At 71.7% G+C, this 12,961-nt stretch carries 12 protein-coding genes; 8 read left to right on the forward strand and 4 right to left on the reverse strand.

The window, feature by feature from the left end:
* Position 1 precedes the first annotated feature (1 nt).
* The 6 genes from ACLVWQ_RS18265 to ACLVWQ_RS18290 all read left to right on the forward strand — a co-directional run bounded on the left by ACLVWQ_RS18265 (position 2) and on the right by ACLVWQ_RS18290 (position 9,095).
* Positions 2–871 carry a TatD family hydrolase gene (locus ACLVWQ_RS18265; RefSeq protein ID WP_414109894.1) on the forward strand — a complete coding sequence of 290 codons (870 nt, stop codon included), beginning with the start codon at positions 2–4 and terminating at the stop codon, positions 869–871.
* Between the two features lie 138 nt (positions 872–1,009).
* Entirely contained in the window at positions 1,010–2,611 is a 1,602-nt protein-coding gene (locus tag ACLVWQ_RS18270) for a ubiquitin-like domain-containing protein (protein WP_414109895.1), read from the forward strand.
* Between the two features lie 375 nt (positions 2,612–2,986).
* A complete protein-coding gene (gene rsmA / locus ACLVWQ_RS18275) occupies positions 2,987–3,916 on the forward strand; it encodes a 16S rRNA (adenine(1518)-N(6)/adenine(1519)-N(6))-dimethyltransferase RsmA (protein WP_414109896.1) in 930 nt (309 codons plus the stop codon).
* Positions 3,913–4,806, forward strand: coding sequence for a 4-(cytidine 5'-diphospho)-2-C-methyl-D-erythritol kinase (locus tag ACLVWQ_RS18280; protein WP_414109897.1), 894 nt, complete (start codon positions 3,913–3,915; stop codon positions 4,804–4,806). The genes rsmA and ACLVWQ_RS18280 overlap by 4 nt, the downstream gene beginning before the upstream one ends.
* A gap of 420 nt (positions 4,807–5,226) precedes the next feature.
* A complete protein-coding gene (locus tag ACLVWQ_RS18285) occupies positions 5,227–7,041 on the forward strand; it encodes an ABC-F family ATP-binding cassette domain-containing protein (RefSeq protein WP_414109898.1) in 1,815 nt (604 codons plus the stop codon).
* A gap of 212 nt (positions 7,042–7,253) precedes the next feature.
* The gene (locus tag ACLVWQ_RS18290) at positions 7,254–9,095 is read left to right on the forward strand and encodes a PQQ-binding-like beta-propeller repeat protein (RefSeq protein ID WP_414109900.1); all 1,842 of its coding nucleotides are present in this window, start codon (positions 7,254–7,256) and stop codon (positions 9,093–9,095) included.
* Positions 9,096–9,132: 37 nt separating this feature from the next.
* Here the strand turns inward: ACLVWQ_RS18290 and ACLVWQ_RS18295 are convergent, their stop codons facing one another.
* Positions 9,133–9,258 carry a hypothetical protein gene (locus ACLVWQ_RS18295; protein ID WP_414109901.1) on the reverse strand — a complete coding sequence of 42 codons (126 nt, stop codon included), beginning with the start codon at positions 9,256–9,258 and terminating at the stop codon, positions 9,133–9,135.
* 3 nt (positions 9,259–9,261) lie between these two features.
* On the opposite strand from ACLVWQ_RS18295, the gene ACLVWQ_RS18300 reads away from it, so the two are divergent.
* Together ACLVWQ_RS18300 and ACLVWQ_RS18305 are read left to right on the forward strand one after the other, a co-directional pair.
* On the forward strand, positions 9,262–11,100 hold the full coding sequence (locus ACLVWQ_RS18300; RefSeq protein WP_414109902.1) for a PQQ-binding-like beta-propeller repeat protein: 1,839 nt from the start codon (positions 9,262–9,264) through the stop codon (positions 11,098–11,100).
* A 275-nt stretch (positions 11,101–11,375) separates the two neighbouring features.
* A complete protein-coding gene (locus ACLVWQ_RS18305) occupies positions 11,376–12,083 on the forward strand; it encodes a helix-turn-helix transcriptional regulator (RefSeq protein WP_414109903.1) in 708 nt (235 codons plus the stop codon).
* 24 nt (positions 12,084–12,107) lie between these two features.
* Here the strand turns inward: ACLVWQ_RS18305 and ACLVWQ_RS18310 are convergent, their stop codons facing one another.
* The 3 genes from ACLVWQ_RS18310 to ACLVWQ_RS18320 are packed head-to-tail and all read right to left on the reverse strand — an operon-like array spanning position 12,108 to position 12,913.
* A complete protein-coding gene (locus ACLVWQ_RS18310; RefSeq protein ID WP_414109904.1) occupies positions 12,108–12,266 on the reverse strand; it encodes a hypothetical protein in 159 nt (52 codons plus the stop codon).
* A 19-nt stretch (positions 12,267–12,285) separates the two neighbouring features.
* Positions 12,286–12,498: a hypothetical protein gene (locus tag ACLVWQ_RS18315; protein ID WP_414109905.1), complete on the reverse strand. Its 213-nt coding sequence runs from the start codon at positions 12,496–12,498 to the stop codon at positions 12,286–12,288.
* 46 nt (positions 12,499–12,544) lie between these two features.
* On the reverse strand, positions 12,545–12,913 hold the full coding sequence (locus tag ACLVWQ_RS18320; RefSeq protein ID WP_414109906.1) for a hypothetical protein: 369 nt from the start codon (positions 12,911–12,913) through the stop codon (positions 12,545–12,547).
* Positions 12,914–12,961 lie beyond the last annotated feature (48 nt).

Here is a 12,961-nt window from a genome sequence, read left to right on the forward strand (position 1 = left end):
CATGCCCTCCAACGCCGAAGCCCCGCCGCTGCCGGACCCCCTGCGGGTGCCGGTGGCCGACTCGCACACCCATCTCGACATGCAGTCCGGCACGGTCGAGGAGGCCCTCGCCAAGGCCGCCTCGGTCGGTGTGACGACGGTCGTCCAGGTGGGCTGCGACGTACGGGGCTCGCGCTGGGCGGCCGAGACGGCGGCCGCGTACGACGCCGTCCACGCGACGGTCGCGCTCCACCCGAACGAGGCTCCGCGCATCGTGCACGGGGACCCCGACAACTGGTCGCGGCAGGAGGGCCGGGTGGCGGGCGGCGACGGCGCGCTGGACGAGGCGCTCGCCGAGATCGACCGGCTCGCCGCGCTCCCCCAGGTCAAGGGCGTCGGCGAGACCGGCCTCGACCACTTCCGCACCGGCCCCGAGGGTACGGCGGCCCAGGAACGGTCCTTCCGCGCCCACATCGAGATCGCCAAACGGCACGGCAAGGCGCTGGTCATCCACGACCGGGACGCCCACACCGACGTGTTGCGGATCCTGAAGGAGGAGGGCGCGCCCGAGCGGACCGTCTTCCACTGCTACTCCGGCGACGCGGCGATGGCGGAGATCTGCGCCCGCGCCGGCTACTACATGTCCTTCGCCGGGAACATGACCTTCAAGAACGCCCAGCCGCTGCGCGACGCCCTCGCGGTGGCGCCGCTCGAACTCGTCCTCGTCGAGACCGACGCGCCGTTCCTGACACCCGTGCCGTACCGCGGACGGCCCAACGCCCCCTATCTCGTTCCGGTGACGGTCCGTGCCATGGCCGCCGTGCGGGGCCTGGACGAGGACGCGCTGGCGGCGGCCGTCTCAGCGAACACCGCGCGCGCGTTCGACTACTGAGTCGTCACGGACCGTGTGCTTCCGGGGACCGGCCTGGGGTGTTCGGCGACACCGCGTAGTCGTGCTGCTTTGGAGAGTGACGGACGCTCCGCTAGGTTCTGTCCGCCTCTCTCCACCGGTCTTCTGGAGCGTGTCGTCGTGAGCAGTTCGCAGTACGAGACGTATGGCCCCACCGGCCAGACTGGCCCCGCGTACGGGCACCCCGAGCCGTACGGCCACGAGGGCCACGGATACCCGGACGCGTACCGGCCCGCGTACGAGCAGGAACACGAGCCCGCGTACGAGCACCGGCACGAGCCCGGCTACGAGCCCGGCTACGGGTACGAGTACGGGTACTACGGGTACGAGTGGGCCCAGGGACGTGAACCCGCGTACGAGCACGGGCGTGAGCCCGCCTACCACCCCGAACGCGAGTACGGGGGGTACGGGGAGTACGGGTACGGGCAGGGCCGGGAGCACCCCGGCGAGCCCTGGACCCCGGGTGGGCCGTGGGCCCCCGGCGATCCCTGGCCCTCCGGCACACCGACGCTCCCGCGGCAGGCGGTGCCGCTCGACCCGACCGCCGAACTGCCCTGGCCCACCGAGCCGCACCCGCCCGGCGGACGTGCCGAAGCCCGCAGGGCCGACCGGCGCCGCAGGAGCGCGGAACGGCCCGACGTACGCAAACTGCTCCCGCAGGCACTGGTCGTGGCGTTCCTCGCGGGCGGCACCTCCGCGTTCGTCGCCGACGACAAGGCGATCGAGCTGACCGTCGACGGCACGCCGCGCACGCTGCACACCTTCGCGGACGACGTGAGCGAACTCCTCGCCGACGAGGGCGTCAGGCTGGGGGATCACGACATGGTGTTCCCCGCCCCCGAAACCTCTCTGACCAGCGGTGAAGAGATCTCCGTGCGGTACGGGCGTCCCGTGCGCCTCACCCTCGACGGGCAGCGCAGCGAGCGGTGGACGACGGCCCGCACCGTCGAGGAGGCGCTGCGGGAGTTCGGGGTGCGGGTGGAGGGCGCGTACGTGTCGACGCCGCGCGCTCACCGGATCGGGCGGGCGGGGCTCGCGCTGGACGTCCGCACCGAGCGGACCGTGACGGTCATGGCGGACGGACGGGCGCGGAAGGTCCGCACGAACGCGGCGACGGTCCGCGAGGCCGTGGACGAGGCCGGGATCACGTTGCGCGGGCAGGACACCACGTCCGTGTCGCCCGACAGCTTCCCGCGCGACGGGCAGACGGTGACGGTCATGCGGATCGTCGGGATGAAGGAGATCAGGGAGGAGTCGATCCCCTTCGCGGTGGAGCGGGCCGAGGACCCGGAGCTGTTCCGGGGCACGGAGGTCGTGGAGCGGGCGGGGCAGCCTGGTCTGCGCCGCGTCACGTACGCGCTGCGGACGGTCAACGGTGTGCAGCAGAGGCCGCGCCGGCTGAGGACGGAGGTGGTGCACGGGCCGCGCACGCAGGTGGTGAGGGTGGGCACGAAGCCGCTTCCGCTGTCCGTGCGGGGTGCGGATCACTTGAACTGGGAGGGGCTTGCCCGGTGTGAGTCCGGTGGGCTGGCGGGGGCGGTGGATCCGTCCGGTACGTACGGGGGGCTCTACCAGTTCGACACGCGGACGTGGCAGAGCCTCGGTGGGGTGGGGAGGCCGCAGGAGGCGTCCGCGGCGGAGCAGACGTTCCGGGCGAAGAAGTTGTATGTGCGGCGGGGGGCGAGTCCTTGGCCGCACTGTGGTGGGCGGTTGCGTGGGTGACGGCGAGGGTGCGGTGGGGTGGGTGCGGGTCCGGTGGGGGCTGGTCGCGCAGTTCCCCGCGCCCCTTGAAGGCGGGGCTTCGCCCTCGCCTCCTGGGTTCGTTCGGTGGGTGCGGGTTCGGTGGGGGCTGGTCGCGCCGTTCCTCGCGCCCCTTGAACGCGGGGCTTCGCCCGCGCCTCTCCGGCTGTTCTGCGGGTGCGGGCCGTCTGTGGCTGGGCGCGCCGTTCCCCGCGCCCCTGAAAAGCGGGCTGCGCCCTGGCTTTTCGTTTTTCAGCCTGTCCGGCGTTTGAGGACGAGGCCGTTCAGGCCGATGCGGGGGGCTGGGGGCGGCAGCCCCCAGGGGTCCCATGGGTGCGCCACCCGTACCCTTGGGGCGTGAGTAGCCCCGCCTCCGACGCCCTCCTGGGCCCCGCCGACATCCGCGAACTCGCGGAAGCCCTCGGCGTACGGCCCACCAAGCAGCGCGGTCAGAACTTCGTCATCGACGCCAACACCGTGCGGCGCATCGTCAGGACCGCCGGCGTCCGCCCCGACGACGTGGTCGTCGAGGTCGGCCCCGGTCTCGGGTCCCTGACCCTGGGACTCCTGGAGGCGGCCGAGAGGGTCGTCGCCGTCGAGATCGACGACGCCCTCGCGGGCGCGCTGCCCGCCACGATCGCCGCCCGCATGCCGGCCCGCGCCGAGCGCTTCTCGCTCGTCCACCGCGACGCCATGCAGGTGACCGAGCTGCCGGGCCCCGCCCCGACGGCGCTCGTCGCGAACCTCCCGTACAACGTCGCCGTCCCGGTCCTGCTGCACATGCTCGACACCTTCCCCACCATCGAACGCACCCTCGTGATGGTGCAGGCGGAGGTCGCCGACCGGCTGGCCGCGCCGCCCGGCTCGAAGGTCTACGGCGTGCCGTCCGTGAAGGCGAACTGGCACGCCGAGGTCAAGCGGGCCGGCTCGATCGGCCGTAACGTCTTCTGGCCCGCGCCGAACGTGGACAGCGGGCTCGTCTCGCTGGTCCGCCGCGCGGAGCCGGTGAAGACGACCGCCTCCCAGCGCGAGGTCTTCGCCGTCGTGGACGCGGCCTTCGCCCAGCGCCGCAAGACCCTGCGGGCCGCGCTGTCCGGCTGGGCCGGCTCGGCGCCGGCCGCCGAGGCCGCGCTCGTCGCCGCGGGCGTCTCGCCGCAGGCGCGCGGCGAGTCGCTGACGGTGGAGGAGTTCGCGCGGATCGCGGAGTACGCGCCGGAGCGGGACACCCCGCCGAGGGGCACCCAGCCGACCAGGGGCCGGGCCCCTCGCCCGGAGGAGCAGCAGTGAGCGTGACGGTACGCGTCCCCGCCAAGGTCAACGTCCAGCTGGCGGTGGGCGGCGCCCGCCCCGACGGGTTCCACGACCTGGCCAACGTCTTCCTCGCGGTCGGCCTGTACGACGAGGTGACGGTGACCCCCGCCGAGTCCCTCCGGGTGACCTGCGAGGGGCCCGACGCGTCCCAGGTCCCGCTGGACCGTACGAACCTGGCGGCCAGGGCGGCGGAGAAGCTGGCCGCGCGGTACGGGCGCCGGGCCGACGTGCACATCCACATCGCCAAGGACATCCCCGTCGCCGGGGGCATGGCGGGCGGCTCCGCGGACGGCGCGGGCGCGCTGCTCGCCTGCGACGCCCTCTGGGGTACGGGGGCCTCGCGGGAGGAACTGCTCGACATCTGCGCCGAGCTGGGCAGCGACGTGCCGTTCAGCCTGGTCGGCGGGGCGGCGCTCGGTACCGGGCGGGGCGAGAAGCTGCGGGTCCTGGAGGTCGGGGGGACCTTCCACTGGGTGTTCGCCGTGGCCGACGGGGGGTTGTCGACGCCGGCGGTGTACGGGGAGTTCGACCGGCTCAACGAGGGCGTCGAGGTGCCGGAGCCGGTTGCCTCCGGGGTGCTGCTCGGGGCGTTGGCCGCGGGGGACGCCGTGGGGCTCGCCGGGGCGCTCTCCAACGACTTGCAGGCGGCTGCGGTGTCCTTGCGGCCGGCGTTGGCGGAGGTGCTGGCGGCGGGGACGGCTGCCGGGGCGCTGGCCGGGCTGGTGTCGGGGTCGGGGCCGACCACCGCGTTTCTCGTCCCGGACGAGGCGGGGGCGGTGAAGGTGGCTGACGCGCTGGTGGCGTCCGGGACGTGTCGCGCTGCGCGCGGGGCTGTGGGGCCTGTGCGTGGGGCGGTTGTGATCTGAGCGGGCCGGCTGATCGCTGAGTGTCGGGTGCGGGTGGGTGGGGGCTGGTCGCGCAGTTCCCCGCGCCCCTGAAAGCCAGGGGCTGCGCCTGCTGACCGGTGCGCGGCCCGGGAGTCGGAAGGTACAAGACTGCGCAGTTCCCCGCGCCCCTGAAAGCCAGGGGCTGCGCCTGCTGACCGGTGCGCGGCCCGGGAGTCGGAAGGCACAAGATTGCGCAGTTCCCCGCGCCCCTGAAAGCCGAAGGCCGGTGCCTGCTGGCCTGCGCGCTCGGGAGTCGGAAGGCACACGATTGCGCAGTTCCTCGCGCCCCTGAAAATCGAAGGCCGCGGCCGTTGTCGGGCCTTTCGGGGTGGGCGGAAGGATCACTCTTCCAGACGACTACCCTGGAAGGTCGATCGATCCCCCCTTCTCAGGAGTGCGATGGCCGTCAATCTGGTCAATGTCGAGGCAGTCAGCAAGGTGTACGGAACCCGTGCGCTGCTCGACGGAGTCTCCCTCGGCGTGTCCGAAGGGGACCGGATCGGGGTGGTCGGCCGGAACGGTGACGGCAAGACCACGCTGATCCGGATGCTCGCCAAGCTGGAGGAGGCCGACACCGGGCGCGTCACCCACTCGGGCGGCCTGCACGTCGGTGTGCTCACCCAGCACGACTCCCTCGACCCCGAGGCCACCGTCCGCCACGAGGTCATCCGGGACATGGCCGACCACGAGTGGGCGGGCAACGCCAAGATCAGGGACGTACTGACGGGCCTGTTCGGCGGGCTCGACCTGCCCGGCTTCCCGCAGGGCCTCGACACCGTGATCGGACCGCTCTCCGGCGGTGAGCGCCGGCGCATCGCGCTGGCCAAGCTGCTCATCGAGGAGCAGGACCTGATCGTCCTCGACGAGCCCACCAACCACCTGGACGTGGAAGGGATCTCCTGGCTCGCCAGGCATCTGCGCGAGCGCCGGTCCGCGCTCGTCTGCGTGACGCACGACCGGTGGTTCCTCGACCAGGTCTGCACCCGCATGTGGGACGTGCAGAAGGGCGACGTGTACGAGTACGAGGGCGGTTACACCGACTACGTCTTCGCGCGCGCCGAGCGGGAGCGCATCGCCGCCACCGAGGAGGTCAAGCGGCAGAACCTGGTCAGGAAGGAGCTGGCCTGGCTGCGCCGCGGCGCCCCGGCCCGTACGTCCAAGCCCCGGTTCCGCGTCGAGGCCGCCAACGAGCTGATCGCGGACGTGCCGCCGCCCCGGGACAGCAGCGAGCTGATGAAGTTCGCCTCGTCCCGGCTCGGCAAGACCGTCTTCGAGCTGGAGGACGTCACCGTGCAGGCCGGGCCCAAGGTGCTCCTCAAGCATCTGACCTGGCAGCTCGGTCCTGGCGACCGCATCGGTCTGGTCGGGGTGAACGGCTCGGGCAAGACCTCCCTCCTGCGCGCCATGACGGAGGCCGCCCGCTCCGACGGCGAGAAGCAGCCCGCCGGGGGCCGGGTCGTCACCGGCCGGACCGTCAAGCTGGCCTACCTCTCCCAGGAGGTCGCCGAGCTCGACCCGACGCTGCGGGTGCTCCAGGCCGTCCAGGCGGTCCGTGACCGGGTCGACCTCGGCAAGGGCCGTGAGATGACCGCGGGCCAGCTCTGCGAGACCTTCGGGTTCAACAAGGAGAAGCAGTGGACGCCCGTCGGCGACCTCTCCGGCGGTGAGCGCCGCCGGCTCCAGCTGCTGCGGCTGCTGATGGACGAGCCGAACGTCCTCTTCCTCGACGAGCCGACGAACGACCTCGACATCGAGACCCTCACCCAGCTGGAGGACCTCCTCGACGGCTGGCCCGGCTCCATGATCGTGATCTCCCACGACCGGTTCTTCATCGAGCGGACGACCGACCGGGTGTTCGCGCTGCTCGGCGACGCGACCCTGCGGATGCTGCCGCGCGGCATCGACGAGTACCTGGAGCGGCGGCACGCGATGGAGGCGGCGGCCGCGGCCGCGGCGCCGGTCTCCGTGGCCGAAAAGAGCGCCTCCTCCGCCGCCGCGTCCGCCAAGGACGGCCGCGCCGCGAAGAAGGAACTCCAGAAGATCGAGCGGCAGCTGGACAAGATCTCCGACAAGGAGAGCAAGCTCCACACGCAAATCGCAGATAACGCCACGGACTTCGGGAAAGTGGCGAAACTGGACAGCGAGCTACGTGAACTGGCCACCGAACGCGAGGAGTTGGAAATGCGCTGGCTGGAGCTCGCCGACGACGCGTGAAGAGCGGGTGAAGACGCATAACGAGGACGTCACGGGCCGGTCCTCCCTTGGGAACAGGGGAGAACCGGCCCGTTGTTCGAGGCCCTCAGGGTGATAGAAAGAGCCGTCTGAGAACACTCTCAGGCCGTTCGACAACCACTCTGAGTACATCGCCCGGTGCGGTGCGTACTGCAGGGCATGGCTAAAAATCAGTGAAGAGGGGGAACACGCTGATGACCCAGCCACCCAAGGAGCCGTCGCAGGGCGGGTTCGGAGCGCCGCAGGACCAACCACCGCAGGGTGGTGGTTTCGGCCCTCCGCCGGCCCAGCCGCCGTCGACCCCGCCGCCCCCGCAGGGCGCACCGAACACCCCGCCACCTCCGCAGGGCGCACCGCAGACCCCGCCGCCCGCGGCCGGCCCCGGTTACGGCTACCCGCAGCAGCAGGGCCCCTACGGTCAGCCGCCGCAGCAGCAACAGCCAGGACCGTACGGCCAGCAGCCGCCGCCGGGACCGTACGCCCAGCCGGGTCCGTACGGTCAGCCGCAGCAGCCGGGGCCCTACGGCCAGCAGCCCGGGTACGGCTACCCGCAGCAGCCGGGGTTCCCGGGCGGGCCCGGCACTCCGCCGGGCGGTGGCTCGAACAACCCCTTCAAGGGCAAGCCCGCCCTGGTCATCGGGGCGGCGCTGGCCGCGGTGCTGGTCATCGGCACCACCGTGTGGGCCGTCTCCGGCAGCGACGACGACAGCGACAAGAAGAAGCCCGTCGCCGAGAAGAGCCAGGACGCCAAGCCCAGCGGCTCGGACGCGCCGGTCGACCCCGGTGACGGCGAGGGCAGCGGTGACGCCGGCACGGACGACCTCAACGAGGGCCGCCAGGCGGGCGAGTCGAAGGTGCTCTGGTACAAGGAGGCGCCCGACGCCCCCGGTTCCGGCGCCGACGCCCCCGGCCTGTGGATCACCGACACGGTCGCCGTGAAGGCCGCGTACAAGCAGGTCTTCGGGTACGACGTCGCCGACGGCAAGGTCAGCTGGCCCGCGCTCACCTTCCCGCAGCCGATCTGTGCCGCGTCCACGCAGAAGACAGCCGACGACAAGGTCTTCGTGGCGTACAAGGAAGGCAGCAAGGACGGCGCCGAGTGCAACCAGCTCGTGCAGATCGACCTCGCCACCGGCAAGAAGGGCTGGACCGAGGAGATCCCGAAGGGTGAGCTGTTCGACAGCTCCCTCAGCCTGAGCCTGACCATCTCCGGGGACACGCTGATGGTCGGCCGTTCCCAGTCCGGCATCGGCTACGACACGGGCAGCGGCGACAAGCTCTTCGACAAGAAGAAGTACGACGACACCTGCTTCCCGGCGGCGTTCGCAGGCGGGAACAAGCTGCTCGCCGTGTCGTCCTGCGGCGCGGGCGGCGACAACGAGCACGACGAGGTGCAGGAGCTCGACCCGGCGACCGGCAAGGCCAAGTGGACCAAGAAGATCCCCAAGGGCTGGCGCGTCGACCGCGCGTACTCCGTCGATCCCGTCGTCCTGTACCTCACCAACAAGGACAAGAAGCAGTGGAACGTCACCACGCTGAAGAACGACGGCTCGGGCCGTTCGCAGCTCGACGTCGACGAGACGTTCGCGCCGCAGTGCGGCTGGGCGATCCTCTCGCGTGACCTCCAGGGCTGCGAGGGCGTGGCGGCCGACGCCAACACCCTCTACCTGCCGACCGAGGCGAAGAGCGGCGCCAACGAGATCGTCGCGGTCAGCCTGGAGAGCGGCAAGGAGAAGTGGCGCGTCAAGTCCCCGTCGGACAACTCGATGATGCCGCTCAAGCTGGACGGCACGGACCTCGTCGCGTACGTGCAGCCCTCGTACAGCGCGGCGGGACGGGTCGTCTCGATCCCGACCGGCGGCGGTGCGCACACGCCGACGACGCTGCTGCAGAACCCGCAGGGCGCGGCGGAGGTCGAGAACGGCTTCTTCTCGAAGGCCGTCGACTACGTGGACGGGCGCTTCTACCTCTCCACGACCCGGCTGAACGGCAGGGACGACTCGAAGGAGAAGCTGATGCTGGCCTACGGCAAGTGACCGGGCCCGCTTCGCCTCTCTCCGCGCCTCGCCGCCGTCACCTGTCGCCGGTACGGCCGGCGGCGCACGGCCACCCGTTCTTCGCCTCCTTCGTCTCCTTCGCTTCCTGCGCCTCCTTGGCTTCCTTCTTCTCCTTCGTCCCCTTCGCACGCGAGGTATCCACGCCATGAGCCAGCCGCCGCCCCCGCCCCCACCGCCCAACCAGCCGCCCCAGGGCGGCGGTTTCGGCGCCCCGCAGGACCCGCCGCCGGGCGGATTCGGCCCGCCGACACCGCCCGCGGGCCAGCCCGCCGGGCCCCCGCAGCCGGGCTACGGCTACCCGCAGACCCCGCCGCAGTCCCCCCAGACGCCGCCGCCCGCCGCGCCGCAGGGCCAGCCGCAGCAGCCGTACGGCTACCCGCAGGGCGCCCCGCAGGCACCGGCCCAGCCGGGCTACGGCTACCCGGGCCAGCCCCAGGCGCCGACCCAGCCCGGTTACGGCTACCCGGGGCAGCCGCAGCAGCCGTACGGCTATCCGCAGCCGCCCACCATGCCCATGCAGCCGCAGTCCCCGCAGGGCGGGGGGAAGTTCAACGCCCAGACGGCGATCATCGTCGCCGCCGTGGTGGTGATCGCGCTGATCGTCGGCGGCGGTGTCCTGTACGCGAACTCGTCGTCCGGCAAGGACGACAAGGACACCTCCGCGGGCTCCGGCGGCACCGAGGGCAAGGGCGGCGAGGACGGCGGCACGGGCACGGGCGGGGGCGGCGGCACCGAGAAGGTGCCGGCCGGCACCGACGCGAAGGTCCTCTTCCAGCTGCCCGCGCCCGAGGTCCCCAAGAAGGACGTCTGGAGCGTGGAGGGGTCCTGGCTGACGGACAAGGTGTACGCCAAGGCGGGCGTCCGCAAGGTCGTCGGCCATGACCCGGACACCGGCAAGGAGCTCTGGACCCTGCCGCTGACGGGCCTGACCTGCGCCGGTTCCCCCGAGGTCACCGAGGACGGGGTCGCCGTGGTGGTCGCGGAGGACGCCCCCCGCACCAAGGCGAACCCGTACCCGAGGTGCACCGAGGTCACGGCCTTCGACATGAACACCGGGAAGGCCCGCTGGACGAAGTCCGTGGCACCGGGCGGCGGTGAGAAGGCCCGGTTCAAGGAGGTCAGCATCACCGGCACCACGGTCGCGGCGGGCTCGGGACTCGACGGCGGCGCGGCCTTCGACATCAGCGACGGCAAGGTCCTGTGGCAGCCCAAGGTCGACACGTGCGAGGACGTCGGCTACGCGGGCGGCGAGCAGCTGGTCGCGGTCCGCAAGTGCGGTGACTACGGCAACGAGAAGTTCGAGGTCCAGCTGCTCGACCCGAAGTCGGGCACGGTCAAGTGGAGTTACAAGCTCCCCTCGGGCATCGACAACGCCAAGGTCATCTCCACCAAGCCGGTCGTCTTCGGCGTGGACTCCGGAGAGATCACCTCGTCCGGCGCGACCGACATCTTCTCGATGGACGAGAGCGGCAAGCTGCGTACGAAGATCACGCTGGAGGACGGCAAGTACGAGCACGACTGCGGTGTGAACAAGATCCACGACTGCAAGTCGGTCGCGGTCGGCAACGACAGGCTGTACGTGCCGACCAAGCAGCACGAGGGCGGGGAGAAGTACTCCCGCGTCAACGAGATCGTGTCCTTCTCGCTGGCCACGGGCAAGTCCACGAGTGACCGCGCCGACGCGGGCGAGGGCTACGAGATCTTCCCGATCCGGATGGACGGCACGAACATCCTCGCGTACAAGAGCGGCCCCTACGACAAGGGCTCCCAGGTCGTCACCATCGACAGCAAGACCCTCAAGGAGACCAAGCTCCTGGAGACCCCGGCCACCGACCAGGTCCGCAGCGCGATCAGCGGAATGGTGCCCAAGTCGTCGGAGATGCGCTACACCGCCGGCCGGCTCTTCATGGCCGAGGACTTGATCAGCGCGCCCTACTCGGCCGACGAGAAGGACTACACGGCGATCGGATTCGGCGCGAAGTAGCGCGGGACCGCGTGCGCGGCTCCGGCCGGTGCGCCGGTACGCCTGCCGGGCGTCCGCCCGTCGATCACGGCTCCGCCCCTGCTCAGGGGCGGAGCCGTGCCCGTACCCCCCATCGCTCGCGAATACGAGGATTTTCGGTAATCCGGGGCAGTTCTCTCCAGTAGGGGAAGCGCAACGTCGAACAAGCGTGTAGCTTCCGGGGGATGGAGAGCCGGGGGGCTCCGAGCCATGGGGTACCAGTAGGGATCCTTGGGGGGACTGGGGGGTTGGGCTCGATGGGAGTGCGGCTCATGGTGGTCGACGACCACCGATTGCTCGCCGAGGCGCTGGCCTCGGCCCTGAAGCTGCGCGGACACCGCGTGCTGGCCGCGGCGGCGCCTGCCGCGGGAGCGGCGGAGCTGGTGATCACGAGGGCGCCGGAGGTGTGCCTGATCGGCACGGCCACACCGGCCGAACCGGGCATGTTCGACCCGGTGGTGAAGATCAAGCGGGAGCGGCCGCAGGTCGCGGTGCTGGTCCTGGGACCGGTGCCCAATCCGCGCGGGATCGCCGCGGCGTTCGCCGCGGGTGCCTCCGGGTACGTACGGCACGACGAGCGGATAGAGGGTGTCGAGCGGGCCATCATGAAGGCTCGCGCGGGGGAGGCGGCGGTGGCGCCGCAGCTCCTCCAGGGTGCCTTCAGCGAACTGCTCAACCCGGCCGCGCAGCCCGACGACGAGGGACAGCGACTGCTCCAGATGCTGACGCCCCGGGAGGTGGAGGTGCTGGTCCGGGTCGCGGACGGCGAGGACACCCGGCTGATCGCGGCCGGCATGGGCATAGCCCCGAGCACGGCCCGCACCCACGTCCAGCGGGTCCTGATGAAGCTGGGCGTGGGCTCCCGCCTGGAGGCCGCCGCGCTGGCGGCCCGCACGGGCCTGCTGGACCGCGCGGGCCCGGTCCCACCGCACGCGACGCCGGAGCCCCAGGACCGACCCGGGTAAGGGCGCCGTCCACGGGGGGTGCTGTCATCTGGGCCGGGACTGGTGCTGGTGCTGGGACTGCCGGCTGCGGGAGTTCACTTCGGCGAGGAGGGGGCTCAGCGACTCGTCCGGGGTGAGGGCGCGGAGGTGACCGGGGTCGGCGTCCCAGGCGCGCCCGACGAGGCCGTGCGCGCTCCCGGTCACTCGGCGACCCCCTTCCTGATCACATCCGCGAGCAGCAGGGCGATGGAGGCCGAGCACACGCCCAGGTGGACGAGCGCGTACTGGGCACCGAACGCACCCCGTCCGGTGTCTCCAGCCGCACCGACACACCGGTCACCCCGGCGTCGCGCAACGCGTCGGCGTCCCGCTGCAAGCCGGTGGTCGTGTCTCGGTTGTGGCCGCGGCCGGTATGCGCGGTGCGGGTGATCGGCATGGACCAACCGTAGGAACGCGCGTACCGGGCCGCCATCCGGTGTGCCTCAGACCTGGGCCGGGGTTTCCCTCCGTTCGTCCGCCGGGGGCGGCGGTGCCGTGGGGCGCAGCAGCAGCCAGGCGAGGAAGAACAGGCCGAGGGCCAGCATGCCCAGGCCCGTCCAGAGGTTGATGTTGACGCCCTCCGCCTTGTCGATGTCGGCGTCGGACGCGGTGATCCCGGCGATCGTCACGATGATCCCGTAGATCACGAAGAGGCCGCCGATGATGCGGCGGATGTCGAAGAGCCGGGCCGCGGTGGCCGACTTGCCCTCCAGCTCCGTGACCTGGCGGTGGACGTCGTGCTCGGAGTGTCCGGTGTGTTCGGGGTGTTCGGGGCGTGCGGGGCGGTCGTGCTCGTCGTACTGGTGGGACATGGGGGATCAGTCCTCCGGTCGGCAGAAGCGGAAGTCGTCGGTACGAGT

It is taken from the genome of Streptomyces sp. CWNU-52B, from assembly GCF_047444975.1.
In the GTDB taxonomy this organism is placed as follows: Bacteria; Actinomycetota; Actinomycetes; order Streptomycetales; family Streptomycetaceae; genus Streptomyces.

Coding starts and splice junctions, on each gene's coding strand:
- ACLVWQ_RS18265 (WP_414109894.1), top strand. CDS start 2: ATGCCCTCCAACGCCGAAGCCCCGCCGCTGCCGGACCCCCTGCGGGTG.
- ACLVWQ_RS18285 (WP_414109898.1), top strand. CDS start 5,227: ATGGCCGTCAATCTGGTCAATGTCGAGGCAGTCAGCAAGGTGTACGGA.
- ACLVWQ_RS18290 (WP_414109900.1), top strand. CDS start 7,254: ATGACCCAGCCACCCAAGGAGCCGTCGCAGGGCGGGTTCGGAGCGCCG.
- ACLVWQ_RS18300 (WP_414109902.1), top strand. CDS start 9,262: ATGAGCCAGCCGCCGCCCCCGCCCCCACCGCCCAACCAGCCGCCCCAG.
- ACLVWQ_RS18305 (WP_414109903.1), top strand. CDS start 11,376: ATGGGAGTGCGGCTCATGGTGGTCGACGACCACCGATTGCTCGCCGAG.
- ACLVWQ_RS18315 (WP_414109905.1), bottom strand. CDS start 12,498: ATGCCGATCACCCGCACCGCGCATACCGGCCGCGGCCACAACCGAGAC.
- ACLVWQ_RS18320 (WP_414109906.1), bottom strand. CDS start 12,913: ATGTCCCACCAGTACGACGAGCACGACCGCCCCGCACGCCCCGAACAC.